The 24,714-nt window shown below is 63.4% G+C and carries 21 protein-coding genes; 11 read left to right on the top strand and 10 right to left on the bottom strand.

Annotated elements, in window-relative coordinates; translation table 11 throughout:
• Positions 1–7: 7 nt before the first annotated feature.
• Genes AC22G6_RS07835 through AC22G6_RS07815 form a run of 5 tightly spaced genes read right to left on the bottom strand, consistent with a single transcriptional unit; the run spans position 8 to position 5,576 of the window.
• Positions 8–277, bottom strand: a complete 270-nt coding sequence (locus AC22G6_RS07835) for a K+/H+ antiporter subunit F (protein WP_108950758.1) — start codon at positions 275–277, stop codon at positions 8–10.
• On the bottom strand, positions 274–813 hold the full coding sequence (locus AC22G6_RS07830; RefSeq protein WP_487366321.1) for a Na+/H+ antiporter subunit E: 540 nt from the start codon (positions 811–813) through the stop codon (positions 274–276). Before AC22G6_RS07830 ends, AC22G6_RS07835 begins: the two co-directional genes overlap by 4 nt.
• Entirely contained in the window at positions 810–2,339 is a 1,530-nt protein-coding gene (locus tag AC22G6_RS07825) for a monovalent cation/H+ antiporter subunit D (protein ID WP_487366320.1), read from the bottom strand. Before AC22G6_RS07825 ends, AC22G6_RS07830 begins: the two co-directional genes overlap by 4 nt.
• On the bottom strand, positions 2,336–2,722 hold the full coding sequence (locus AC22G6_RS07820) for a Na+/H+ antiporter subunit C (protein ID WP_487366319.1): 387 nt from the start codon (positions 2,720–2,722) through the stop codon (positions 2,336–2,338). The genes AC22G6_RS07825 and AC22G6_RS07820 overlap by 4 nt, the downstream gene beginning before the upstream one ends.
• A gap of 1 nt (position 2,723) precedes the next feature.
• Positions 2,724–5,576 carry a monovalent cation/H+ antiporter subunit A gene (locus tag AC22G6_RS07815; RefSeq protein ID WP_487366318.1) on the bottom strand — a complete coding sequence of 951 codons (2,853 nt, stop codon included), beginning with the start codon at positions 5,574–5,576 and terminating at the stop codon, positions 2,724–2,726.
• A gap of 443 nt (positions 5,577–6,019) precedes the next feature.
• Here AC22G6_RS07815 and AC22G6_RS07810 point away from each other — a divergent pair, with 443 nt between their 5' ends.
• Positions 6,020–6,814: an IclR family transcriptional regulator gene (locus AC22G6_RS07810; protein WP_108950753.1), complete on the top strand. Its 795-nt coding sequence runs from the start codon at positions 6,020–6,022 to the stop codon at positions 6,812–6,814.
• A 37-nt stretch (positions 6,815–6,851) separates the two neighbouring features.
• On the opposite strand, the gene pbpG is transcribed toward AC22G6_RS07810, so the two are convergent.
• The 3 genes from pbpG to AC22G6_RS07795 all read right to left on the bottom strand — a co-directional run bounded on the left by pbpG (position 6,852) and on the right by AC22G6_RS07795 (position 11,563).
• The gene (pbpG, locus tag AC22G6_RS07805) at positions 6,852–7,895 is read right to left on the bottom strand and encodes a D-alanyl-D-alanine endopeptidase (protein WP_487366317.1); all 1,044 of its coding nucleotides are present in this window, start codon (positions 7,893–7,895) and stop codon (positions 6,852–6,854) included.
• A gap of 181 nt (positions 7,896–8,076) precedes the next feature.
• A complete protein-coding gene (locus tag AC22G6_RS07800) occupies positions 8,077–9,225 on the bottom strand; it encodes a patatin-like phospholipase family protein (protein ID WP_487366316.1) in 1,149 nt (382 codons plus the stop codon).
• A gap of 64 nt (positions 9,226–9,289) precedes the next feature.
• Positions 9,290–11,563, bottom strand: coding sequence for an NADP-dependent malic enzyme (locus tag AC22G6_RS07795; RefSeq protein ID WP_487366315.1), 2,274 nt, complete (start codon positions 11,561–11,563; stop codon positions 9,290–9,292).
• A gap of 383 nt (positions 11,564–11,946) precedes the next feature.
• Between AC22G6_RS07795 and AC22G6_RS07790 the strand changes: the two genes are divergently transcribed.
• Both AC22G6_RS07790 and AC22G6_RS07785 read left to right on the top strand, forming a co-directional pair.
• Entirely contained in the window at positions 11,947–13,794 is a 1,848-nt protein-coding gene (locus tag AC22G6_RS07790; RefSeq protein ID WP_108950749.1) for a phosphoenolpyruvate carboxykinase (GTP), read from the top strand.
• Positions 13,795–13,873: 79 nt separating this feature from the next.
• Positions 13,874–15,049, top strand: a complete 1,176-nt coding sequence (locus AC22G6_RS07785; RefSeq protein ID WP_487366314.1) for a pyridoxal phosphate-dependent aminotransferase — start codon at positions 13,874–13,876, stop codon at positions 15,047–15,049.
• A gap of 45 nt (positions 15,050–15,094) precedes the next feature.
• On the opposite strand, the gene AC22G6_RS07780 is transcribed toward AC22G6_RS07785, so the two are convergent.
• Positions 15,095–15,808 carry a transglycosylase SLT domain-containing protein gene (locus AC22G6_RS07780; RefSeq protein WP_108951528.1) on the bottom strand — a complete coding sequence of 238 codons (714 nt, stop codon included), beginning with the start codon at positions 15,806–15,808 and terminating at the stop codon, positions 15,095–15,097.
• A 285-nt stretch (positions 15,809–16,093) separates the two neighbouring features.
• Entirely contained in the window at positions 16,094–16,645 is a 552-nt protein-coding gene (gene ampD, locus AC22G6_RS07775) for a 1,6-anhydro-N-acetylmuramyl-L-alanine amidase AmpD (protein ID WP_487366394.1), read from the bottom strand.
• Positions 16,646–16,839: 194 nt separating this feature from the next.
• On the opposite strand from ampD, the gene rfaE2 reads away from it, so the two are divergent.
• From rfaE2 to AC22G6_RS07735, 8 genes are all read left to right on the top strand, one after another.
• Positions 16,840–17,331 carry a D-glycero-beta-D-manno-heptose 1-phosphate adenylyltransferase gene (gene rfaE2 / locus AC22G6_RS07770; protein WP_108950747.1) on the top strand — a complete coding sequence of 164 codons (492 nt, stop codon included), beginning with the start codon at positions 16,840–16,842 and terminating at the stop codon, positions 17,329–17,331.
• 69 nt (positions 17,332–17,400) lie between these two features.
• Positions 17,401–19,221, top strand: a complete 1,821-nt coding sequence (gene recQ / locus AC22G6_RS07765; RefSeq protein ID WP_487366313.1) for a DNA helicase RecQ — start codon at positions 17,401–17,403, stop codon at positions 19,219–19,221.
• A gap of 155 nt (positions 19,222–19,376) precedes the next feature.
• Positions 19,377–21,053, top strand: a complete 1,677-nt coding sequence (locus AC22G6_RS07760) for a response regulator (protein WP_487366312.1) — start codon at positions 19,377–19,379, stop codon at positions 21,051–21,053.
• Positions 21,050–21,424 (top strand): guanyl-specific ribonuclease, encoded by a 375-nt coding sequence (locus AC22G6_RS07755; protein ID WP_487366311.1) that lies wholly within the window; start codon positions 21,050–21,052, stop codon positions 21,422–21,424. Before AC22G6_RS07760 ends, AC22G6_RS07755 begins: the two co-directional genes overlap by 4 nt.
• On the top strand, positions 21,421–21,858 hold the full coding sequence (locus tag AC22G6_RS07750) for a barstar family protein (RefSeq protein WP_487366310.1): 438 nt from the start codon (positions 21,421–21,423) through the stop codon (positions 21,856–21,858). Before AC22G6_RS07755 ends, AC22G6_RS07750 begins: the two co-directional genes overlap by 4 nt.
• A 150-nt stretch (positions 21,859–22,008) precedes the next feature.
• Positions 22,009–22,428 carry an Hsp20/alpha crystallin family protein gene (locus AC22G6_RS07745; RefSeq protein WP_108950742.1) on the top strand — a complete coding sequence of 140 codons (420 nt, stop codon included), beginning with the start codon at positions 22,009–22,011 and terminating at the stop codon, positions 22,426–22,428.
• A 103-nt stretch (positions 22,429–22,531) separates the two neighbouring features.
• Positions 22,532–23,434, top strand: a complete 903-nt coding sequence (gene argB / locus AC22G6_RS07740) for an acetylglutamate kinase (protein ID WP_108950741.1) — start codon at positions 22,532–22,534, stop codon at positions 23,432–23,434.
• Between the two features lie 61 nt (positions 23,435–23,495).
• Positions 23,496–24,647 (top strand): right-handed parallel beta-helix repeat-containing protein, encoded by a 1,152-nt coding sequence (locus tag AC22G6_RS07735; RefSeq protein ID WP_487366309.1) that lies wholly within the window; start codon positions 23,496–23,498, stop codon positions 24,645–24,647.
• The last annotated feature ends 67 nt before the right edge of the window (positions 24,648–24,714 follow it).

Genomic DNA, 24,714 nt, shown 5'->3' with positions numbered 1-24,714 from the left:
TCACTCCTTATTCGATGATGTTGCCGCGCAAGACGAACTTGGCGTAGGCAACCGTGGATACGAAGCCGTACATGGCAAAGATCAGCGCCGCCTCGAAATACACCGGGGTCGTTTCACTGATGCCATACAGAATGATCAGGGCGATGACGTTGATCACCATGGTGTCGACCACCAGCACACGATCCAGAATGCTGGGTCCGCGCACGACCGACCACAGGTTCATCAGCAGGGCGAGCGAAATTGCGCCGAATGCAAAGGTCAGGGCATGCTCGATCATTCGAATATCTCCAACAGCCGCGCCTCATAGCGCGTCTTGATACGCTGCACGGCAGCGTCCGGATCAGGTTCGTCCAGACAATGAACCAGAAGGTGGCGACCGTCTGCGGACAGGTCGCAGCTGACGGTGCCCGGCGTCATCGTGACGGTGCCGGCGAGCAGCGTGATGGCCTCCGGCTGGGTCAGCGCCAAGGGCACGGAGATCCAGCGCGGCCGCAGCGACGACACCTTGGCGAACACGATCAGGCGCGCAACCTCGATATTGGCGACCACGATGTCGCCCATCACGATCAGGAAATAGCCGACTGCCTTGCGATAATTGCGCACACGCGGCCGGTCGGGCCAGAAGCCGGACGTCAGCAGCGGAAACAACACCCCAAGGAAGACGCCGAGCACCACATTGCCAAGGCTGAGGCTGTTCTGCAGCAGCACCCAGATCAGGATCAGCAACAAGGTCATCAAGGGGTGCGGAAGCCAGTTGAGCGCTTTCGCCTGATGCGTCTGAGGCTGGTGAGCCTGCGTCTCATGCTCCATCATTCGTACCCTCCAGCCTCACCCATCACCGCATCGATGTAGTACGCGGGATGATAGATCTGCTCTGCAGCCTGTTCGATCCAAGTCATCATAGGCCCGGCGAATGCGGTCAACAACACCAGCGCCGCCAGCAGGGTGCCAATCGACACCAGTGGCAGCACCGATCGACGCTCCGCGAGCGGCGAATCCTCCGCCAGCACCTGCGCATCCGGCGCGTTCTTCCAGAACACCGCGCTGCCTGCACGTCCGAAGCCGATGATGCACAGCAGGGAAGACACCAGGATCACCGCCCAGATCAACACTGCATTGGGTGCCGTGCGTGCGCTGTCGAGAATCATCAGTTTGCCGATGAAGCCGGACAGCGGCGGCATGCCGCACAGCGCGATTGCCGCGATGAAGAAGAACACCGCCAGCAACCCGCGGTCGGCGAACTCGCCCCCCGGCGACAACCTGTCGGCGCAGGCACGCCGCACCGCAACCTCTCCCGCGATCAGAAACAGCACCGCGGCGGCGAGCGTCGAGTGCATCAGGTAGTACAAGGCCGCGCCTGTGGCCTGCGGCGAAAACAGCCCCACCGCGGTCATCAGGGTTCCGGTGGAGCCGATCACCGCGAAGCTGGCAAGCTGGGTCATGCTGCGCGCCGCCAGCACACCGATCATGCCCAAGGCCAGTGTAATCAGCGCCGCCGGCAGCAGCCAGGGTTCGGCAAGCCCGGACGACATCCCCGCCCCGTCGCCGAAGGCCAGCGGAAACAGCCGCAGGATGGAATACGCCCCCACCTTGGTCATGATCGCAAACAGGGCAGCGACCGGCGCAGGCGCGTTGGAGTAGGCACCCGGCAGCCAGAAGTGCAGTGGCACCAGCGCCGCCTTGATGCCGAACACCATGAGCAGGAGCAGCGCGCCGGTATTGAGAATCGCGCGATCACCCTGTGCAAGCTCCGGCACCTTGAGCGCAAGATCCGCCATATTCAGCGTACCGGTCACACTGTAAATGAGGCCCACCGAGATCAGGAACAGCGTCGAGCCGACCAGATTGACAACCACATACTGCACCCCGGCGCTCATGCGGTCGCGACCGCCGCCATGGACCATGAGACCGTAAGACGCGATCAGCAGGATCTCGAAGAATACGAAGAGATTGAAAAAGTCGCCGGTCAGGAATGCGCCGTTGATCCCCATGACCTGAAACTGCCACAGCGCATGAAAATGACGCCCCTTCGAGTCCCAGCCGCCGATCGCATAAAGCAGCACCAGCAGCGACAGCAGCGCAGTCAGGAGCAGCATCAGCGCGGACAGGCGATCGAGCACAAGCACGATGCCAAAAGGCGCAGGCCAGTCGCCCAGCGCGTACATCTGCGGGGGTTCGGACGACGCCGAGAGCATCAGCGCGACTGCGAGCACAAGCTGGAGAGTGCAGGTTGCCACCGACAGGACACGCGCCAGCACGATGTCGTAGCGCGCGACCAGTACGAGCAGCGGCCCCATCAGGGCCGGCAGCAGGATGGCGAAGACGATCCACTGGGTCACCGTCCGCCCTCCGACACTTCCACCGGCAGCACCGCGGACTCACCCTGGCCTGGATGGGACAGCACCGCACCATCGATATGATCAGAATCGTTCTCGAGATAGCTGCACAGCGCCATCACCACCAGAACCGCCGTCATCCCAAATGAAATGACGATGGCAGTCAGCACCAGCGCCTGCGGCAAGGGGTCCGTGTATGACGCGGCCAGACTCGAAATCACCGGGGGTGCGTTGGGCGCAAGACGCCCCATTGCAAACAGGAACACGTTGGTCGCATACGACAACAGCGCGATACCGAGCACGACAGAAAACGTGCGCGCCCGCAACAGCAGATAAACGCCAGCAGTGGTCAGGCCACCAATGGCACTCGCCACAAGAAATTCCATTTCAGTGCTCTCCAGTGGCAGGCACGACGCGCGACGGATCGACATCCATCGGCTCGCGATTGACCAGCAAGTGTTCGGCATGACGGCCCACGCGCGAGAGATTGGCGAGCGCGAGCATGGTTGCACCTACGACAACCAGAAACACCCCGGTATCGAAGAACATGGCAGAAGCAATGTGCAACTCACCAATCAGGGGCAGGTCCAGGTGCCACGCCGTGCTGGTCAGGAACGGGTAGCCCACCACCAGCGAACCCAGGCCCGTTGCCGCCGCGATCAGCACCCCGACCCCGATCAGTGCGTGATAGTCCACCTTCATGCGTTGTGCAGCCCAGCCAAAACCACTGGCCATGTACTGCACGATCAGCGCCACCGCGACCACCAGGCCGGCAATGAAGCCGCCCCCAGGCACATTGTGCCCGCGCAGGAAGACATAGAAGCCGACCATCAGCGCCAGCGGGAGCATCACCCGCGTCGCGACCGCCAGCATCATCGGATGCCGGTCCGCGGCGCGCGCCTGATCGGGCTGCCAGGCCTGCAGGCGGTGACCTGCAGCGCTGGTCATCAAGCCATCGAGCAGGGCAAAGATCGCGAGCGCGGCAATCCCCAGCACGATGATCTCGCCAAAGGTATCGAAGCCCCGGAAATCCACCAGGATGACGTTCACCACGTTGGTTCCGCCGCCACCGGGGACCGCTTGCTCGAGATAGTAGCCCGACAGGGTCTCCGCATCGCGCGTGAGCACGGCCCATGCGGCCCCGCCCACACCGCCACCGGCAGCCAGCGCGAGCAGCGCATCACGCCAGCGCCGGGGCGCCGCCGACTCGCGCGGCGAACGCTTGGGCAGGAAGTTCAAGGCCAGCAACATCAGGATGACCGTCACCACTTCGACTGAAATCTGCGTGAGCGCGAGGTCGGGGGCGGAAAGATAGACGAAGCCGATCGACACGATGAGTCCGATCACGCCCGCGACCACCAGCGCCTGCAGTCGGCGCTGGTGCATCACCACGACGGCCGCACACGAACCCATCAGCAGGATCCAGCCAACGACCGCGACCGGCGTTGCCGGCACCAGAACACGCTCGCCAAGCGCATGGCTACTGCCGTGGAAGACGGCGAAACCGACAAGCAGCATCGCGGCCAGCATCAGGGCCAGATAGCGCTGCATGGAACCGTTGTGCAAGCCGTGCGTGATGCCTTGTGCCAGGCCGACGATGGCGGCGATGAGTTCGTCAAACACGCGCTTGGCCTGCGGATGCGGCCCCGCCTGCCACAACGCGCGAACCTTCGGGTAGGCGCGGATCATCAGCGTGCCCACACCGATCGCGATCACGCTCATCCCCAGCGCGGCAGTGAAGCCATGCCATTGAGCGAGATGGTAATCGAGCACCTGCCCACCCGTGACCGCCCGGGACACCAGTGCCACGATCGGGCCTGCCAGCGTATCGGGGAACAGCCCGATGAGAATGACGAGCGCCACCAGCACCGCCGGGGGCAGCCACATGCCGACAGGCGGGTCGTGCGGCCGATGGGGATAGTCATCACGGACCTTGCCCCAGAACACATGAGCAACGTAGCGGAACGAATACGCCACCGAGAAACAGGCGGCCAGGGTCGCAATACTTGCCAGCACCCAGCCCTGCCCGGCCCATTCAGTGTGCGCGGCCTCGTGCAGCATCATTTCCTTGGACAGGAAGCCGTTGAGCAAGGGCAGACCGGCCATGGATGCGGATGCAATCATCGCCAGCGTCGCCGTGACTGGCATCAGGTTCATCAGCCCGCCAAGACGACGAATATCGCGGGTACCGGCCTCATGGTCCACGATGCCGGCGTTCATGAACAACGCAGCCTTGAAGGTCGCGTGATTGAGGATGTGAAACACTGCCGCGGTCGCGGCCATCGGTGTGCCGAAGCCAAACAGCATCGTCACCAGTCCGAGATGACTGACGGTCGAATACGCCAGCAGCCCCTTGAGGTCATCCTTGAACAAGGCGATGAACGCACCCAGCAGCATCGTCACCAACCCCGTGGTCGCAACGATGTAGAACCACTCGTCCGTGCCGGACAGCACTGGCCACAAGCGAGCCATCAGGAACAGGCCGGCCTTCACCATCGTTGCCGAATGCAGATAGGCCGACACCGGCGTGGGCGCAGCCATGGCATGCGGCAGCCAGAAATGGAACGGAAACTGGGCCGACTTGGTAAAGCATCCCACCAGAATCAGCACCAGCGCCGTCAGATAGTACGGAGACGCCTGAATCTGCTCGCCGCTCTGGAGAATCACCGTCAGGTCGTAGGACCCCGCGATGTCACCGAGGATCAGCATGCCGGCAATCATCGCCAGACCGCCGCCGCCCGTCACAGTCAGGGCCATCCGCGCGCCCTGCCGCCCCTCAGGCAGATGCTTCCAGTACCCGATCAGGAGGAACGACGACAGACTGGTCAGCTCCCAGAAAATGAGCAGGAGCAGGATGTTGTCCGACAGCACGATGCCCACCATTGCCCCCTGGAAGAGCAGCAGGTAGGTATAGAAACTGCCCATCGGGTCGTCTTTCGACAGGTAGTAGCGTGCATAGACAATGATCAGCAGGCCGATGCCGAGAATCAGCCCGGCAAAGAAGAAGCCCAGCCCGTCGAGGAAGAAATTGACGTTGAGCCCGAGGCCGGGAAGCCACTCCCAGCTGGCATGAATCACATCGCCGCGAAACAGCGCCGGCGCGTGAGACATGAGCCCCACGAAGGCGAGCAGCGTGGTGACGAAGGTGCCTGTTGCACAGGCATTGCGCCCGGCGCGGATCATCAGCGCAGGCAGCAGCGCACCGATGAAGGGCAAGAGCACGATAAGGAGAAGACTCATTCCGGTTCCAGGAAAATCACTTCGGTTCCACTACGGGGCGGATGACGAGGGCAAAAAACAACCCGGTCCGGCCGGGCATTATTGAGCAAAAGTATATCTGCAGGTAAACGCCGCTTCCAGATGGCGGGAGCGCAAATGACCACCGGACGTGCATTGCGGTTCCCCGGCGGCCTGCAGATTGCGTTCTGAGTGCGCCTCGTCACGCCCGCCTCCGCATTCCCGCCGGCGCCTGCAGGGGGAATCCGTGCGACCGTCTTCGAGCCGGCGCACGACACCGGCGCCCCCGCGCCAGCCGGGCTGCACGGGCTCGACCCGCCGCGACAGCCCTTCACCCGTGCATCACGCATGAAGCGCCTGTTTATCAGCTTTTGCTGTTTCATTTCACTAGGCGAAATTGCGTCCCGCAGTTACCATTCACGCGTTACGCAACTCTGCAGGTCAACGTGTCCGCAAGAAAAATCGACGACGCCCCCGCACCGGCGGAGGCCAAGAACCCCATCCAGGTGATCGAGCGCATGATGAAACTGCTCGACACGCTTGCCGAGCACGCCGACCCCGTGCCGCTCAAGCTGCTTGCGCTGGAAACCGGGCTGCATCCGTCGACGGCACACCGCATTCTGGGTGCGATGACACAAAGCGGGTTCGTCGATCGCTCCGACCCTGGCGTCTATCGCCTCGGGATTCGCCTGCTGGAACTGGGCAGCCTGGTCAAGTCGCGGATTTCACTGCGGGAGACTGCCATGCCGGCAATGCTCAAGCTGCACGCAGCAACCGGCGAGAGCGTGAACCTTGGTATCCGCGCAGGTGACGAGATCGTCTACGTTGAGCGCACCTCGAGCGGACGCTCCTCGGTGCGCGTGGTGCACATCGTCGGCGCACGGGCGCCCTTGCACACCACCGCCACCGGCAAGCTCTTTCTGGTCGAGGACGGGATCGACAAGGTACGCGACTACGCCCGCCGCACCGGCCTGCCCCCGTCCACCCCGGAGTCGCTGACAACGATGCCGGCGCTGGAGAAGGAACTCGACAAGGTCCGCCGCCATGCGGTGGCCTTCGACCTCGACGAAGTCGAAGCCGGCGTGCGCTGCATTGCTGCAGGCATTCGCGACGACAGCGGCGAACTCATCGCCGGCCTGTCGCTATCGACCCCCTCGGAGCGTTTCAATCCGGACTGGGCCCCGCTGGTGCGTGAAACCGCCAACGAGATTTCCAGGTCGCTGGGCTACATCGCAAAGTAAGCATGCGCCCGCCTGAGACCCAGGCGGGCTGTCGACCTCAGCCCTGCTTCGCCTTGGGCGCAACCGCAACGCGCTCTGCCGACCGGCTGTCGATCCACTTGCGCACACGCTGCGCATCCGCCGTGCGGGTATAGCGCCCGACCGAATCCATCAGCACGATGACCACCGGCTGCTGGTTGATCCAGGCCTGCATGACCAGACAGCGCCCGGCTTCCGAGATATAACCCGTTTTCGAAACGCTGATCTCCCAGTCCGGGTTCTTCACCAGCGAGTTTGTGTTGCCGAAACGCAGCTGACGCCCACGCACCTCAACATAGCGCTCCGGGGTGGTCGAGAACTCGCGGATCAGGGGATAGCGTGACGCGGCCGCAACCAGGCGTGCCAGGTCTCGCGGGCTGGAGACGTTGGCCGGGTTCAGCCCGGTGCTGTCGTGAAACCGGGTATCGGTCATGCTCAGCAGACGCGCCTTGATGTTCATCGCGTTCACGAAGGCCGGCAGCCCGCCCGGATAGTGGCGTGCAAGCGTCGACGCCGCGCGGTTTTCCGACGACATCAGGGCGAGCCTAAGCAGTTCCTCGCGCGTCATGCGCGTGCCAAGGGACAGGCGTGAGCCGGTGCCCTTGAGCTGATCGATATCTTCCTCGTCGATGGTCAGCTCTTCGGACAGGCTGGGGCTGGCCTCAAGAACGACCATGGCCGTCATCAGCTTGGTGATCGACGCAATCGGCACGACCGCGCCACCGTTCTTTTCCAGCAGCACCTCACCGGTCGCCTGGTTTGCGACATAGAAGGCGGAAGACTTGAGCAGGGGATTGCCCTTGCTGTCCAGCGCCAGCTCCGCAGACTCCTCTGCCGCCGGCGCGCTGCGTTTCGCCACAACCTTCTTGGTCGCGCGTTTCGCTGTCGACTGCTTCGCCTTGCGGGTCGACGTTTTCGCGACCGCTTTCTTCTGACTTGCCTTGTTCGACGCGGCCGTAGTCGCTTTCGAAGTGGTCTTCGATGACGCGGCCAGCGCCGGACTCAGTCCGCCTTGGACCAGCACCAGGGACAGTAACGCGGCAAAGAGAATTCTGGGCTTCATCGTGGGGCTCTGAACGAAAACGACGTGTACGTTAATTCTTAACGAAAATAGGGAGATATCAAGCTTTTTTGAAGTGGCTTGTGAAAAAAGCCTAATTGATTGTTACATCAACGCTCGAACACCGCATTGAGATGACGCAATCTGAGTGCAGATTGTCGCCCCGCTGTCACAAGGACATCGCTCAGACCGAAGCATCGAGGCGCAGGAATGCCGCGACTTCATCGCGCCTTGCGAGTGTGTCCTGGTAGCCAAGATCCATCAGCGCACGGGTAAAGCTCTGCTCGAACAGCAGATAGCTCAACAGCGTCGACCCCTCGCGGCGCATGGCCCCAACCCCGCGCAAGACGGCACGCAGCAGCGGCGGCAGGGACTCGCGATGGTGGCCTGCAATCGCGTCGAGGCGCTGCGACGGTGAGATCACCAGGGTTTCGATCGGTCTCAGGCGGATGCCCGCTGCGGCACGCTGTGCTTCATTCAGGTAGCCAAGCGTCTCGTTGATGCGCTCCATGCGCTCCAGATCGACTGCGAGCCCATCAAGGAAGATGCTCGACAAGGTATGTCCGGCGATCTGCGCCGGCGACGGATAACTGTCGGTCCTCTGCCGCCCCTCCTCCGCCAGCCGCCCCGACCCGATCACCAGAATGCGGTCGGCCCCAAGGTGGATCGCCGGACTGACCGGTGCCAGCTGGCGCATGGAACCATCGCCGAAATACTCGCGATTGATGCGTGCTGCGGGAAAGACGAAGGGAATGGCGCTCGACGCCAGCAGATGATCCACCCCGAGGCGTGCGCGCGTGCCGATGCGTTGGGCACGGCGCCAGGGCTGTATGGACGGATGTCCCGAAAAGAACGCCAGACTCTCGCCCGAGGTATACCCGGAAACGGTCACACTCACGGCGTGCAGATGCCCGGCTTCGATGGACTGATCGATGGCGTTGAAATCGAGCGTGCGCTCGAGCAGTGCGCGCAGAGGGCTGTTGTCGAGGAGGGATCGCGGCGTCTGCCTGACCGCCCAGCCGGCGAAAAGCGCCGAGCCCCACCGCAGCCCAGAGCCCAGCAGCGCGGCCGCATCGGTGCGATAGACCTGACTCGCACGGAAATTGCGCCAGATCCACGACAGCTTGCGGACTGCAGCATTGAAATCGGCCGAATACACCGCCAGCGCAGTGGCGTTGATGCCACCGGCGGAGGTGCCGCAGAGAATCGGAAAGGGGTTTCCCGGACGTGGTCCGCGAATGTGACGAATGGCCTGCAGCACGCCGACCTGATAGGCCGCCCGTGCGCCGCCACCCGTCAATACGAGCGCTGCCCGCCCTGTTTTCTCATCCATGCCCGACCTCCCCTGAATCCATCATGGCACAGGCGCGAAGACGAGAAAACAGGTCCGGACGGCGTCAGTCCTCCTGACCCGCTTCGACCACCGTAAGCGCAGTCATGTTGATGATCCGGCGTACGGTCGCCGATGGCGTCAGGATGTGCACCGGCTTGGCTGCGCCGAGCAGGATGGGGCCGACCGTCATGCCTTCGCCTGCGGAACTCTTGAGCAGGTTGAAGGCAATGTTGGCTGCATCGAGCGTGGGGAAGATCAGCAGGTTGGCATCTTCACGCATGCGCGCGTTGGGGAACACCTGCAGACGGTGCTTGGCGTCGAGCGCCGAGTCACCGTGCATCTCCCCCTCGACCTGCAGTTCGGGGTGCTGCTCATGCAGCATGCGCAGCGCGATGCGCATCTTCTCGGCCGTCGGCGAATCTGCCGAACCGAAAGACGAGTGCGACAGCAGCGCAATGCGCGGCTCGACACCGAAACGCACCATTTCTTCCGCCGCCAGGCGCGTCATCTCGACCACCTGTTCGGGCGTCGGGTCGTAATTGACGTAGGTATCGGCCAGGAACAAGGTGCGACCCGGCAGATTGAGCAGATTGAGGGTGTAGCAATGCTTGGCATCCGCACGACGCCCGAGCACGGCTTCGACGAAGTCGAGGTGCAGGCGATGCATGCCATAGGTGCCGCAGATGAGGCCGTCGCCATAGCCGAACTTGAGCAGCAGCGACCCGATCAGCGTGGTGCGACGACGCACTTCCTTCTTCGCGTATTCGACCGACACACCCTTGCGCTCCATCAGCGAATGGTAGTGCTCCCACAGCTCATGGAATCGCGGATCCGAGTCGGGATTGACCAGCTCGAAGTCACGCTCAGCCTCGATACGCAGACCAAAACGCTTGATGTTGTTCATCACCACGTCGGGCCGGCCGATCAGGATCGGGTGCGCAAGCCCCTCGTCGACCACCGTCTGCACCGCACGCAGCACCTTCTCGGACTCACCCTCGGAGAAGATGATGCGCTTGGGCGCACGCTTTGCCGCAGCGAACACCGGCTTCATGATCAGACCGGAGTGCCACACGAAGTTGTTCAGCTGGGCGCGATAGGCGTCCCAGTCGGTGATCGGACGGGTCGCCACGCCGGACGTCATCGCGGCTTCCGCTACGGCCGGTGCGATCTTGACGATCAGACGGGGGTCGAACGGACGCGGAATGATGTATTCGGTGCCAAAGCCCGACACCTTCTCACCATAGGCCGCGGCGACGATATCGCTCTGCTCTGCACGCGCCAGCTCGGCGATCGCCTTCACAGCCGCGAGCTTCATCTCGTCCGTAATGGTGGTGGCACCGACATCGAGCGCACCACGGAAGATGAAGGGGAAGCACAGCACGTTATTGACCTGGTTCGGGTAATCCGAGCGGCCGGTGGCGATGATCGCATCGTCGCGTACTGCCAGCACTTCTTCCGGCAGGATCTCCGGGGTCGGGTTGGCGAGCGCCAGGATCAAGGGCTTCGGCGCCATCTTTGCCACCATCTCGCGCTTGATCACGCCGCCGGCCGACAGGCCGAGCACCACGTCCGCGCCCTCGATGATCTCGGCCAGCTTGCGCGCGTCGGTCTTCTTGGCATAGCGCGCCTTGATCGGATCCATCAGCGTGGTGCGGCCTTCGTACACCACGCCCTCGATGTCGGTCACCCAGATGTTCTCGACCGGGATGCCCAGCATCACCAGCAGGTCGAGGCAGGCGAGCGCCGCCGCGCCCGCACCCGAGGTGACGAGCTTGACCTTGTCGAGCGCCTTGCCCTGCATCTTGAGGCCGTTGAGGATGGCCGCGCCAACGACGATTGCAGTGCCGTGCTGGTCATCATGGAAGACCGGGATCTTCATCCGCTCGCGCAGCTTGCTCTCGATGTAGAAGCACTCCGGCGCCTTGATGTCCTCGAGGTTGATGCCGCCAAAGGTCGGCTCGAGCGCTGCGATCATGTCGATCAGCTTGTCGGCGTCGGGCTCGTTGATCTCGAGGTCGAACACGTCGATCCCGGCGAATTTCTTGAACAGCACGCCCTTGCCTTCCATCACTGGCTTGGCTGCGAGCGGGCCGATGTTCCCCAGACCGAGGACGGCAGTCCCGTTGGTGATGACGCCGATCAGGTTGCTGCGCGAGGTGAGGTTGGCCGCTTCGGCCGGATCCTCGACGATGGCATCGCAGGCGGCCGCTACGCCGGGCGAATAGGCCAGCGAGAGGTCGCGCTGGTTGGACAGCACCTTGGTGGGCGTAACCGAGATCTTTCCGGGACGCGGGTAGCGATGGTAATCGAGCGCCGCAGCGCGAATCAGTTCATCCATGAGTGTCTTCCGTCTCGTCTGTATTGTGGTTCTTGTGGTTTCTCGCGTGCAGCGCCCGACACCGGAAAAACATCCGGCTTCGGTCACTGCGCGGGCCGCAAGCTTTCAAGCATACACCTGTGAAACGCGTTTTCACATTGCGAAAAGCATTTTCAGTCACTGGCGTTTTCCCGAAAATGGGACCCGTGGCATAATGTTAGGCTTTCATCGGCTGCGGACTATCCTAGTATTTTCCGCAAGTCGTTTTGCAGGATGCATAGCGAGGCCCGCTGCGGCCAAGATTGTGCAGGCCTGACGCCCGCCGGCCGCAAGGCCTTTCGAGACTGATCGGGCTCGACCGACGGGGAACGGTTTCGCTTCAGCAAACTGGAGAGCTTTTCGCCATGAGTCAACGCTTCGCCGACGCAGCCCTGGCTGCAGCACCCGATTATGTCCGTCACGAAGGCCTGAAGAAATGGGTCGCGGAGATCGCTACCCTGACCGAGCCCGACCAGGTCGTATGGTGCGACGGCTCCCAGGAAGAATACGACCGCCTGTGCGCCGAAATGGTCGAATCGGGCATGCTGATCAAGCTCAACCCCGAAAAGCGCAAGAACTCCTATCTCGCTTTCTCCGATCCGTCGGACGTGGCGCGGGTTGAAGATCGCACCTTCATCTGCTCCAAGGACGAGGGCGATGCCGGCCCCACCAACAACTGGGAAGAGCCGTCCAAGATGCGCGGCACCCTGAACGAACTGTTCAAGGGTTCGATGCATGGCCGCACCATGTACGTGGTGCCGTTCTCGATGGGCCCGCTCGGTTCGCCGATCGCGCATATCGGCATCGAGATCTCCGACAGCCCCTACGTCGTCACCAACATGCGCACCATGACGCGCATGGGCAAGGGCGTTTTCGACGTACTCGGCACCAACGGCGAGTTCGTGCCCTGCGTGCACTCGGTGGGTGCCCCCATCGCCCACGGCGAGAAGGACAGCCGCTGGCCGTGCAACCCGACCACCAAGTACATCGTCCATTTCCCGGAAACGCGCGAGATCTGGTCCTACGGTTCGGGCTACGGCGGCAACGCCCTGCTGGGCAAGAAGTGCTTCGCCCTGCGCATTGCCTCGACCATGGCGCGCGACGAAGGCTGGCTGGCCGAACACATGCTGATTCTCGGCGTGGAAAGCCCCGAAGGCGAGAAAACCTATGTTGCAGCGGCCTTCCCGTCGGCCTGCGGCAAGACCAACTTTGCCATGCTGATCCCGCCCAAGAGCTTCAACGGCTGGAAGATCACCACCGTCGGCGACGATATCGCCTGGATCAAGCCGGGCAAGGATGGCAAGTTCTACGCCATCAACCCCGAAGCCGGCTTCTTCGGCGTGGCCCCAGGCACGTCCGAGAAGACCAACTTCAACGCCATGGCGACCCTGAAGGAAAACATCATCTTCACCAACGTCGCACTGACCGACGACGGTGACGTGTGGTGGGAAGGCATGAGCAAGGAAGCCCCTGCACACCTGATCGACTGGCAGGGCAAGGACTGGACGCCGGAAATCGCCAAGGAAACAGGTCGCAAGGCCGCTCACCCGAACTCGCGCTTCACCGCGCCGGCCGGCCAGTGCCCCTCGATCGACGACAACTGGGAGAACCCTGAGGGTGTGCCGATCTCGGCGTTCATCTTCGGTGGTCGTCGCGCCACCACGGTGCCGCTGGTCTACCAGGCCTTCAACTGGAACTTCGGCGTGTACATGGCCGCGACCCTCGGCTCCGAAACCACCGCTGCAGCCTTCGGCGCCCAGGGCGTGGTACGTCGCGACCCCTTCGCCATGCTGCCGTTCTGCGGTTACCACATGGGCGACTACTTCAACCACTGGCTGAAGATGGGTCACACGGTGGAGAACACACCGAAGATCTTCTGCGTGAACTGGTTCCGCATGAACGAGAAGGGCGAATTCATGTGGCCCGGCTTCGGCGAGAACATGCGCGTTCTGAAGTGGATCGTCGACCGCTGCAAGGGTCGTATCGCCGCCAAGGAAACCGCGCTGGGCTGGATGCCGCGCTTCGAGGACCTCGACTGGACCGATGCCGACGTCAGCAAGGCCGAGTTCGACGCACTGACCGAAGTGGACACCGCCGCGTGGAAGCAGGAGCTTGCGCTGCACAAGGAGTGGTTCGACAAACTCGAGGATCGCCTGCCGAAGCAGTTCATGCTCAAGCGCGAACTGTTTGAACTCGCGATGAACGCAGACTGATTCCATCCCGGCCGTCACGGCCGGCACGGACGACAAAGCGCCGATCCGTCGGCGCTTTTTTCTTTTCAAGGAACAAACGATGACGCCCCCGCAACTCGCCCGCCGAATGTCCGACATCCAGCCCTTCCATGTCATGGAGTTGCTGCGCCGCGCGCGCGAACTGGAAGCTGCGGGACGGGACATCATCCACATGGAGGTCGGCGAGCCCGACTTCCCCACCCCTCAACCGATCATTGACGCGGCCAGTCGATTCATTGGCGGCGGCGACGTGCACTACACGGCCAGCCTCGGACAACCCCGCCTGCGGGAAGCCATTTCCAGCTTCTACCGCACTCAGTTCAATGCGAACGTCCCGCCCGAGCGCATCATCATCACCGCAGGCGCCTCAGGCGCCCTGATGCTGGCGCTGGCAGCAACAACCGACCCCGGCGACGAATGGCTGCTGCCGGACCCCGGCTACCCGTCGAACCGCCATCTGGTGAGAGCGTTCGAGGGCGTGGCAACGAGCTTGCCGGTCGATGCCGCCACCCGCTATCAGCCGACGCCCGAACAGATCGACACGGCCTGGGGACCCCGTAGCCGGGGACTGATGGTCGCGAGCCCGTCCAACCCCACCGGCACCCTGCTGACCGGCGCCGAACTGGTCGCGCTTCATCGCAGCACTGCGGCGCACGGCGGTCTGCTGCTGGTCGACGAGATCTATCAGGGGCTGACCTACGGCGTCGACAGTTCAACCGCGCTGGCACAGGCGGAACTGGCCGAGGCGAACAACGTATTCGTGGTGAACAGCTTTTCGAAGTATTTCGGGATGACGGGCTGGCGCCTGGGCTGGATGGTGGCACCGCAGGCCTATGTGCGGGAGATTGAGAAGCTCGCGCAGCATTTCTTCATCTCGGCCTCGACCCCGGCACAGCACGCTGCACTGGCGGCATTCGAACCCGCGACACTGGAAATTCTGGAGGCGCGCCGGCTTGAATTCGGACGTCGTCGCGACGCCCTGGTGCCGGCTTTGCGGGAACTCGGCTTCAATATTGCTACCGAGCCGCAGGGAGCGTTCTACATTTATGCGGACGTATCCGCACTGACCTCGGACAGCGAGCAACTGGCGCGCCGCCTGATTGAAGAGGCAGGCGTGGCCGCGACGCCGGGACTGGACTTCGGCCATCACCGCCCGCGTCAGCACCTGCGCATCGCCTATACAACGCGAAGCGAGCGACTGCTTGAAGCAGTCGCTCGCATGCGTACGGTTCTTTAAGCAGCCAGGACCGCAGCCTCAGGCGGGGCGAACCCGCCTGCAGACTCAGGCAGCGCCGTCGGACTTGCGGCCAGCGGCAGTGGTCAGACGCTGCTGCATGGCCATGACCTTGCGGGCATAGGCAGCAGCGGGATCACTCAGGGCGCCACCGTAGTACTGCAGCGCGGACTTCATGCTGCCATAGCGGCGCAGGCCTTCCTGCAGCACCAGGGTGCCGACACGCACGTTCAGTTCGGGATCGAACAGCGCATCTTCGCCCCGCTCGTCACCGATCTTGTCCATGTGGAAGCGCGGGATGACCTGCATCAGGCCCTGCGCGCCCATGGAGCTCTCGGCAAAGGGGTTGAAGCTTGACTCAATCGCCATGACCGCCACGATCAGCAGCGGATCAATGCCGACATGCCGCCCCGACTCCTCTGCCGCCAGCAGCACGGGCTCGAGGGCAACGGTCGACACTTTGTAGCGCCGCGAAACCCAGTCACGTACGCGGGCCATTTCGCGCGACAGCGTGACATCTTCTTCGACAACCTTGGCGCTGACCTTTTTGGCGGCAGGCGCTGCGGCTACAACGGGGGTTTCTGCTGCATTGGCTTCGGAAACCAATGCGTTGAAGGAAGTGGCCTGTTCGCCGTCGAGACGGCCGGAGCCGATGAATACGACTGCTACCAGACCAAGCGCCAGCAAACTGCCGTGCGCCATTCGAAACAGACCGGAACTGGCTGAGCGCCAGACGCGTTCAAAAGACGTTGCGTGATTCATGGTGTCCTCCGTGCTGTGGCCGGAACACATCGCTGCCAGACTCAGGTAGGAGCCATGACGAAACCGGGAAGGTCACCCGGTGTGCGGGCGGCTTGATGGCCGGTAAGCCAGGAAGCCGTGCGAGATGTTCGGTCGCCAGTAGGTGTAAGACAGGAGCCGCAACCAGACTCCGGTCCCGCGGTGCGCACGTCCATGACTGAAGTGCCGTGTCGCTTTAGCGAGCCCCGGCAACGCACCGAAAATTGATTGGTTTAAAACAATGCTGCAATGCAATGTGCGCGGAGTCTATTGATCTGATTGATTTTTGTCAAAATCGACCTGTTGCAGTGGCGCCACAACACCGGCCCGAACCCAGTCAAAGCAAGGCCCCGGGTCGGTCTTGCGTCCGGGCGCGATGTCCGAATGGCCGGCGATTTCGACCCCGGGATAACGCCGTCGCAGTCGTTTAAGCAACGCAGCAAGCACATCGTATTGCACGCTTTCGAACGCCTGGTTGTCGCAGCCCTCAAGCTCGATTCCGATCGAAAAATCGTTGCAGCGCTCTCGTCCGCGCCAGGAGGACACCCCCGCGTGCCAGGCCCTGGCCTCGGTGGGAACGAACTGGATCAGCTCGCCGTCACGGCGGATGAAAAAATGCGCCGACACCCGCAAGTGACTGATGGTTGCGTAATACGGGTCTTCGTGCGGATCCAGTGAATTGGTAAACAGTTGAATCACGCCGGGCCCGCCGAAACGCTCGGGCGGCAGGCTGATGGCGTGGATGACGACCAGCGAAATCCGCTCGCCCGTCGGGCGGGCGTCGAAATTCGGGGACACGATCCGTCTCACTCCGCGCATCCAGCCTTTCACTCTGCTCACTCCCTCGTCCGCAAACACCCTGGCAGGACCGCAGGCCGCGATCCCGGGCACAGGATTCTAGTCGATCGGCGCACGTCGGGCGGCCCCTCGTCCACCTGCCCTGGTCACCCGGGCCCGTCCGCACAGCGCCAATCGCTTACAATCGACACCCTGCTTTCCCACGCCAGACACCCATGAGCTACAGCCGCCCCGCCTTCGAATCCAAACTGTGCCCGCCCGACGCATTGGCATCGCGCTGCGCGCAGTTGCCGCAACCACTGGTCTTTACCAACGGCTGCTTCGACATCCTGCACCGCGGCCACGTGACCTATCTTGCGCAGGCACGCGCACTGGGTGCGGCGATGGTGGTGGCACTCAACACCGACGCGTCAGTCAAGCGACTGGGCAAGGGCGATGACCGTCCGCTCAACCCGCTGGAAGACAGGATGGCCGTCATGGCCGCACTTGAGAGCGTCGATCTTGTCACCTGGTTCGACGAAGACACGCCGATCGAGCGCATCCTCGCGGCGCACCCCGCCATTCTGGTGAAGGGCGGCGACTGGGCGCCCGAGGCCATCGTCGGCGCCCCCGAGGTGCTTGCCTGGGGCGGCACGGTGCATTCGATTCCATTCGAGGTTGATCGCTCCACGACGGCGCTGATCGGTCGCATCCGCGACGGCGGGTGAGCCGGATGCACGCTGCAGGCGCCAAACAGACGCCGCACCCCGCCCCCCTTGCAGCTAGAATGCCCCCCGATGCCCGCTAAATCCGCCTCCGCACTCCACATCCTCGAACACGTTTTCGGCTATACCGCCTTCCGCGGCGAGCAGGAAGCCATCGTCGGGCACGTGGCCGGCGGCGGCGATGCACTGGTGCTGATGCCCACTGGCGGCGGCAAGTCGCTGTGCTACCAGGTGCCGGCCCTGATGCGCGAAGGCACGGCCATCGTGGTGTCACCGCTGATCGCGCTGATGCACGACCAGGTGAGTGCGCTGGTGGAGGCCGGCGTCAATGCGGCCTTCCTCAACTCCAGCCTCGACGCCGAGTCGGCGCGCGCGGTGGAGCGTGCGCTCTACGACGGCAGCCTCGATCTGCTCTACGTGGCGCCAGAGCGTCTGATGACGCCGCGCTTTCTCGATCAGCTCGACCACCTGCGCGACACCAACCGGCTTGCCCTGTTCGCCATCGACGAAGCGCATTGCGTGTCGCAGTGGGGGCATGACTTCCGCCCGGAATACCTGCAGCTCTCCATCCTGCCCGAGCGCTACCCGTCGATCCCGCGCATCGCCCTCACCGCGACCGCCGACCGCCAGACCCGCGAAGAGATCGCCACCCGGCTGCGGCTGGGCGAGGCACGGCGCTTCATCTCGAGCTTCGACCGGCCCAACATCCGCTACACCATCGTCGAGAAGGACGACCCGCGCCGCCAGCTGATCGGCTTCATCCGCGAGGAATACCCGTCGGACGCCGGCATCATCTACTGCCTGTCGCGGCGCAAGGTGGAGGAAACCGCAGCCTGGCTGCAGGAACAGGGCATCAACGCCCTGCCCTACCACGCCGGCCTGCCGCAGGAAGTGCGCGCCGAACACCAGAACCGCTTCCTGCGCGAAGACAGCATCGTGATGGTGGCCACGATCGCCTTCGGCATGGGCATCGACAAACCCGACGTGCGCTTCGTCGCCCACCTCGACCTGCCCCGCTCGATCGAAGGCTATTACCAGGAAACCGGACGCGCCGGGCGCGACGGCCTGTCGGCGCAGGCCTGGATGGCCTGGGGCGCACAGGATGTGGTGCAGCAGCGGCGCATGATCGACGAGTCCGAGGGCAGCGAAGAGTTCAAGCGCCTGGGACGCAACCGGCTCGAGGTGCTGGTCGGACTGGTGGAAGCGACCACCTGCCGGCGCCAGCACCTGCTGGCCTATTTTGGCGAAAGCTCGGCCCCCTGCGGCAATTGCGACAACTGCATCAGTCCGCCCCAGACCTGGGATGCCACCGACGCCGCGCGCAAGGCCCTGTCCTGCGTCTATCGCACCGGCCAGCGCTACGGCGCCGGTCACCTGATCGACGTGCTGCGTGGCGAGAGCACCGAGAAAGTGGTGGAGCGCGGCCACGCCGACATCAGCACCTTCGGCATCGGCAGCGACCTCGACGAAAAACGCTGGCGCACGGTCTTCCGCCAGCTGGTTGCGCGCGAACTGGTCGCGGTGGATCACGAGCGCTACAACGCACTCACCCTGACCGACCTCGCCCGTCCGCTGCTTCGCGGCGAGGCCGAGTTCCTGCTGCGGGTGTCGACCGAGAAAACCCGCAGCCGCAGCCGACGCAGCGCAGCACGCCTCGACATCCCGGGCGGCATCCCGACCACCCTGTTCGACAGCCTGCGGGCGTGGCGCGCAGCGCTGGCCAAAGAACGCAACGTGCCCGCCTACGTGATCTTCCACGATGCGACCTTGCGTGAGATCGCCCTCGCCCGGCCCGACAGCATGGCCGCTCTGGGTGGCATCACCGGTATTGGCGACCGCAAGCTCGAAGCCTACGGTGAAGACATCCTGAAGGTCGTCAGCGAGACCGGTTGAAGACGCACGACGCGCATCGTCGCCACCGTCGGGACGGGCGCTACGGTGTGATCAAGGTCAGTTCCGACGCAATTCGCTCAAGCTTTTGCGCCGGAATGCCGTAAGATTTCCAAGCGCATATCAACGGACCCGGGGCGCAACACGCCCCGCCATTCATGGCCTCACTGGATCAGTTCAGCGTACTCGTCATCGAAAGCCAGCCCACCATGCGTGCGCAGCTCAGGACCATGCTGTCCTCGATCGGCCTTGCCGAGGTGCAGTTCGCGGTTTCTGCGGGCATGGCGGTGCGGCGCCTGCGTGAGCATCGCTACGACCTGATCCTGTGCGAATACAACCTCGGGGACGGCCAGGACGGGCAGCACCTGCTGGAAGACCTGCGCACCCACGAGATCATTCCGCTCGACACGCTGTTCGTCATGATCACCGGCGAACGCAACTACGAGCGGGTGGTGAGCACCGCCGAGCTGTCGCCCAACGACTACATTCTCAAGCCGCTTGCAGCCGAAGCCTTGCGCGCACGACTGATGCGTGCGCTCGACAAACGCGACGCCTTCCTTCCTGCGTGGCACCTGATGGCCATCGGCGACACACCGGAAGCAATCACCTATTGCAAGGAGGCTGTCGACAGCTATCCGCAGCACATTGTCGACTTCATGCGCCTGCAGGCTGAGCTGCACGTATCCGCGGGCCAGATGGCCGAAGCCGAGGCGGTCTACCGCGAGATTCTGAGCGGAAAATACATTCCGTGGGCGCGCCTCGGCCTGGCCCGCACGCTGTTCCTGAGCAAGCAGTACGATGAAGCCGACCGCATCCTGAGCGAACTGATCGCCGAGAACGATCGCTTCATTGCCGCCTATGACCTGCTGGCCCGGGTGCGCGAAGACACCGGCCGCCCCGAAGCCGCACTCGACGTCCTGCGCACCGCAAGCGAACGCTCGCCCTACCGGGTAACCCGCCTGCGCCACGTGGGGGCGCTGGCCCTGACGGTAAGCGACCCGGCGGTAGCCGAAGAAGCCCTGGCGGAAGTCGTGCGCAAGGGCAAGTACTCGGACTTTCGCGACCCGGAAGATCACGTCCGGCTGGTACAGGCGCAGCTTGCGCTGAACCGTGTGGACGCTGCCAGCGCGACCATCACCGACCTTGACCGCAGCATGGGCGGGCAACCCAAGGCAGACCTGTGCAAGGCATTGTCGACCGCGATGCTCCACAGCCACACCGGCGAGGCTGCACGCGCCCGTGAAGCCCTGCTCGGCGCGGCCAAGGCTGCCCCGGGTGCGGCAAACATGTCGGTCGGCCTGAAGCAGGAGCTCATCAAGGCCTGCTTCGATCATCAGCTTGGCGATGCCGGCGGCGAGATGGTGATGAATATCCTGCGCACATCGGCCGACGAACGCACGGTGGAAACCACCCGCACACTGCTGAAGTCCCGCGGCCTCGAGAAGCTGTCGAAGGAGATCGAGCAGCGCATTCAGACCGAAGTGAAGGACCTGATCTCGGTCGGCGCAGAGAAGGCCCACGCGGGCGACTACGACGGCGCCGTGGCAGAGATGATGAACGCGGCACGCAAGATGCCCGGCAACCCGCATGTACTGTTCAACGCCGCGCTCGCCCTGCTGCGTCACATCGAGCACCGGGGCTGGAACGAGGCCTTCGCCAGGCAGGCGCGCGCACTGATCGAGCGCGCACGCAAGCTCGCGCCCACCAGCAACCGCCTGTCTGCGATCACCGAGTTCATGCACGGACTGATCAAGCGCTATGGCATCCGGCCGGAACGCATCACCGACAGCGCCGACAAGGCGGCACTTTTCCGCAGAGCCAACGCCCGCAAATGACGCTTGCCCCACTCCTGAGCACGCTGAAGCGTGCCGCGCGCATCCTGCCGCTGCTGTTCCTGCTCGCAGCCTGCACGCCAACCGGGTCGAACACCGACGCGTCGGGGCTCCCGCCCGAAGCCATCGACACCCTGCGTCTCATCCAGAATGGCGGTCCCTTCCCCTATCGCAAGGACGGCACGGTCTTTCAGAACCGCGAACGCCTGCTGCCCGATCGCCCGCGCGGCTACTATCGTGAATACACCGTTCCCACTCCGGGCGCGCGCGACCGGGGCGCCAGACGCATTGTGACCGGCGGCAGGCCCCCCGAAGTGTTCTACTACACTGCAGACCATTACCGCAGCTTCCGCCGCATCGAGCCCCGCCCATGAGCACATCCACAGCCCCCCGGCCACTGACCGCACTCCTCGCAGACCTCTCCCGCGCAGGCGTACGCCCCCTGCCGCCGGGCAGCGCCGAGCGCCTGACCGCCGCCGCATCGCAGATCGGTTTCAGTTGCGCACGCATCGACCTGGGTGACTGCGAGGACAAGGCCGCACTGCTGACCCGCATCGCCACTGCACTCGAGTTTCCGCGCTGGTTCGGTCACAACTGGGACGCCCTTGCCGACTGCCTCGGCGACCTCAGCTGGCGCCCTGCCAAGGGCCATGTCCTGTTGCTGGAACACGCCGGCAGCTTTCGCGAGCGCCACACCGAAGACTTCGAAACCCTGCTTGCCATCCTGCGCGAAAGCGCCACCCTGTGGGCTGGCGAGCAGCTTGCCTTCTGGACCTTCGTCGACCTGTCGGGCCCCGACGCCGGCTGAACCGGCCGGCTGCCCGCGCACTTTCCATCCCATTGATCCGTATCGCTTTCCGACAGCTTCGGCAGGGGACTTGAAACTGTTCGCCCAGACCCTATATTTGTCTTGAAGCCGGAGGATTCACCGGCAAACATCAAGACAAGGAGAGCGAACATGAGCAACCTTTCCCGCCGTGACCCCCTCGACGATCTTTTCCGCGGCTTCTTCGTCCGCCCGGTGGATTTCGGCAATGTCGCCAACACCGAAGCGCCGCAGATGCGCGTTGACGTCAAGGAGAACACCGAAGGCTACGAGGTCCACGCCGAACTCCCGGGCATGAAGAAGGAAGACATCCACGTCCATATCGATGGCCCGGTGGTGTCAATCAGCGCCGAGCGCAAGCAGGAAAAAGAGGTCAAGGATGGCGAGCGAGTCCTTCGCACCGAACGTTACTTCGGCAAGGTTTCGCGCAGCTTCCAGCTCGGCCAGGATGTCGATGAGGCCAAGGCCGTGGCCAAGTTCAACGATGGCGTGCTGGAACTCACGCTGCCGAAGAAGCTTGCCGCGCAGGCCAAGCGCCTGACGATCGACTGATTTGCGGCCCTGATCGCCTTGCACAAGCGGAAGACCACGGTCTTCCGCTTTTTGTTTACACCTGCGGCCACTACAATCGGGGCATCGTTTCCGGAGAAACCCGATGTCCGCTGCCAGCATCACCGCATCCACCCCTCCCGCCCTCAAGGCCGAGATCCTTGCCGAAGCGCTGCCTTACATCAAGCGCTTCTTCGACAAGACGATCGTCATCAAATACGGCGGCAACGCCATGACCGACCCCAAGCTGAAGGACTGCTTCGCGCGCGATGTCGTCCTGCTCAAGCTCGTCGGCCTGAACCCGGTTGTGGTGCACGGCGGCGGCCCGCAGATCGAGAACCTGCTGGCCCGCGTCGGCAAGAAAGGCGAGTTCATCCAGGGCATGCGCGTCACCGATGCCGAAACCATGGAAGTGGTCGAGATGGTGCTCGGCGGTCAGGTCAACAAGGAAATCGTCAACCTGATCAACAAGCACGGCGGCAAGGCCGTCGGCCTCACGGGCAAGGACGCCAGCTTCATCCGCGCCAAGAAGCTGATGATGCAAAAGCTCGACGCCCCGCTCGGCGACCTCGTTGACGTCGGTCAGGTCGGCGAGATCACCAGCATCGACCCCAGCCTGATCTCCTTCCTCGACAAGGGCGACTTCATCCCGGTGATCGCCCCCATCGGCGTCGGCGAAGAAGGCGAAACCTACAACATCAACGCCGACGTCGTCGCCGGCAAGCTCGCCGAGATCCTGAAGGCCGAGAAACTGATGCTGCTCACCAACACCCCGGGTGTCCTCGACAAGGCCGGCAACCTGCTTACCGGCCTCACCCCGCGCCAGATCGACGACCTCGTCGCCGACGGCACCCTGTCAGGCGGCATGCTGCCCAAGATCGGATCGGCGCTGGACGCAGCCCGCAACGGCGTGAAGTCGGTGCACATCATCGACGGCCGGGTGGAACACTGCCTGCTGCTGGAAATTCTCACCGATCACGGGGTGGGGACGATGATAAAGAGCAAGTAATCACGATGACGGGGGCTACGGCCTCCGTTTTTTTGTCTGGAACAGCCTCACCACGCCCCTCATGCCCCTGCGCCGCGCGGCCCTCCTCCTCGCCCTGACGACAACTGGCGCAAGCGCGGCCGTCATTACGGTCGGCCCCGGTGAGTCGGTTGATACGATTGCTGCTGCGGCACGTCTTGCCCAGGACGGCGACACCGTCCTGATCAAGGGAGGCACCTACCGCGGCGATGTGGCCGTGTGGACGCAAAAGCAACTCGAAATCCGCGGCATTGACGGACGCCCCGTGCTGATCGCCGACGGCAAGAGCGCCGAAGGCAAGGCCATCTGGGTGTTCCGGAATGGCGACTACACGGTGGATAACATCGAGTTCCGCGGTACCCGGGTGGCCGACGGAAATGGGGCTGGGATTCGGTTTGAGCGCGGAAAACTGAAAGTCATCAACAGCGCATTCATCGACAACCAGACGGGCATTCTCACCGCGAACTTCGAGGACGCTGAACTCCGCATCGCGGACAGCCTTTTTGCGCAAGCCCCCAGGCAAGACCATTCGCTGCCGCATCTGCTCTACGCAGGAAGGATTGCTCGATTCGAAGTCAGCGGCAGCCGTTTCCATCAGGGCTACCGCGGACACCTCATCAAGACACGTGCCCGCCACAATGAAATTCGGTACAACCTGATCTACGACGGCCCTGCCGGTGAGGCCTCATACGAAATCGACATGCCCAACGGTGGCGTTTCTTTTGTCATCGGAAACGTCATTGGCCAAAGTGACAACACTCAAAACCCAGTGCTGGTTGCATACGGCGCGGAGGGTGACGCCTGGCCTGACAGCGCGCTCTACCTTTCGCACAACACTTTGCTCAGCGACAGGTTTTTCGGTGCGTGGTTCTTGCGTGTCTGGAAAGACAGACTTCCGGCGAACACGGAGATACGAGCGATCAACAACCTGACCGTCGGGTTCGGTGCATTCACGCTTGCTGCAAGCGGGGATTTCCACGGAAACGTGCCGGCGGTATCGCCCCTGCTTGGAGGGACGGACATACTGGACTTTACCCTCCCGGACGACTCCATCCTCCGCTACTTCGGCGCGCCGCCCGGCGAGGCCCGAAATGGCAGCCTCGCCCCAGAAGCCGAATTCAAGCTGCCCATCGGCAGTCAGAAACTTGCGCCGCCCGCAAACTGGGCGCCCGGTGCGTTTCAGAGTCCCCGCTAGACCAGGACTCATGTGAGCCCCAGTCTCTCGGGACCGTCTCTCGAGGTCTCAAGGCAGGCAGGGAAGT

This window comes from Parazoarcus sp. PS-13 R2A, from assembly GCF_057621855.1.
This window is presented reverse-complemented; position numbering and strand designations above follow the sequence as displayed.

Excerpts from the sequence above, each read along its gene's own strand:
- AC22G6_RS07830 (WP_487366321.1), bottom strand. The coding sequence starts at position 813 with ATGATGGAGCATGAGACGCAGGCTCACCAGCCTCAGACGCATCAGGCG.
- AC22G6_RS07780 (WP_108951528.1), bottom strand. The coding sequence starts at position 15,808 with ATGAATCACGCAACGTCTTTTGAACGCGTCTGGCGCTCAGCCAGTTCC.
- AC22G6_RS07735 (WP_487366309.1), top strand. The coding sequence starts at position 23,496 with ATGCCCCTGCGCCGCGCGGCCCTCCTCCTCGCCCTGACGACAACTGGC.
- AC22G6_RS07785 (WP_487366314.1), top strand. The coding sequence starts at position 13,874 with ATGACGCCCCCGCAACTCGCCCGCCGAATGTCCGACATCCAGCCCTTC.
- recQ (WP_487366313.1), top strand. The coding sequence starts at position 17,401 with ATGCCCGCTAAATCCGCCTCCGCACTCCACATCCTCGAACACGTTTTC.
- AC22G6_RS07790 (WP_108950749.1), top strand. The coding sequence starts at position 11,947 with ATGAGTCAACGCTTCGCCGACGCAGCCCTGGCTGCAGCACCCGATTAT.
- AC22G6_RS07815 (WP_487366318.1), bottom strand. The coding sequence starts at position 5,576 with ATGAGTCTTCTCCTTATCGTGCTCTTGCCCTTCATCGGTGCGCTGCTG.
- rfaE2 (WP_108950747.1), top strand. The coding sequence starts at position 16,840 with ATGAGCTACAGCCGCCCCGCCTTCGAATCCAAACTGTGCCCGCCCGAC.
- argB (WP_108950741.1), top strand. The coding sequence starts at position 22,532 with ATGTCCGCTGCCAGCATCACCGCATCCACCCCTCCCGCCCTCAAGGCC.
- AC22G6_RS07745 (WP_108950742.1), top strand. The coding sequence starts at position 22,009 with ATGAGCAACCTTTCCCGCCGTGACCCCCTCGACGATCTTTTCCGCGGC.
- pbpG (WP_487366317.1), bottom strand. The coding sequence starts at position 7,895 with ATGAAGCCCAGAATTCTCTTTGCCGCGTTACTGTCCCTGGTGCTGGTC.
- AC22G6_RS07835 (WP_108950758.1), bottom strand. The coding sequence starts at position 277 with ATGATCGAGCATGCCCTGACCTTTGCATTCGGCGCAATTTCGCTCGCC.
- AC22G6_RS07795 (WP_487366315.1), bottom strand. The coding sequence starts at position 11,563 with ATGGATGAACTGATTCGCGCTGCGGCGCTCGATTACCATCGCTACCCG.
- ampD (WP_487366394.1), bottom strand. The coding sequence starts at position 16,645 with ATGCGCGGAGTGAGACGGATCGTGTCCCCGAATTTCGACGCCCGCCCG.
- AC22G6_RS07820 (WP_487366319.1), bottom strand. The coding sequence starts at position 2,722 with ATGGAATTTCTTGTGGCGAGTGCCATTGGTGGCCTGACCACTGCTGGC.
- AC22G6_RS07755 (WP_487366311.1), top strand. The coding sequence starts at position 21,050 with ATGACGCTTGCCCCACTCCTGAGCACGCTGAAGCGTGCCGCGCGCATC.
- AC22G6_RS07750 (WP_487366310.1), top strand. The coding sequence starts at position 21,421 with ATGAGCACATCCACAGCCCCCCGGCCACTGACCGCACTCCTCGCAGAC.
- AC22G6_RS07760 (WP_487366312.1), top strand. The coding sequence starts at position 19,377 with ATGGCCTCACTGGATCAGTTCAGCGTACTCGTCATCGAAAGCCAGCCC.
- AC22G6_RS07800 (WP_487366316.1), bottom strand. The coding sequence starts at position 9,225 with ATGGATGAGAAAACAGGGCGGGCAGCGCTCGTATTGACGGGTGGCGGC.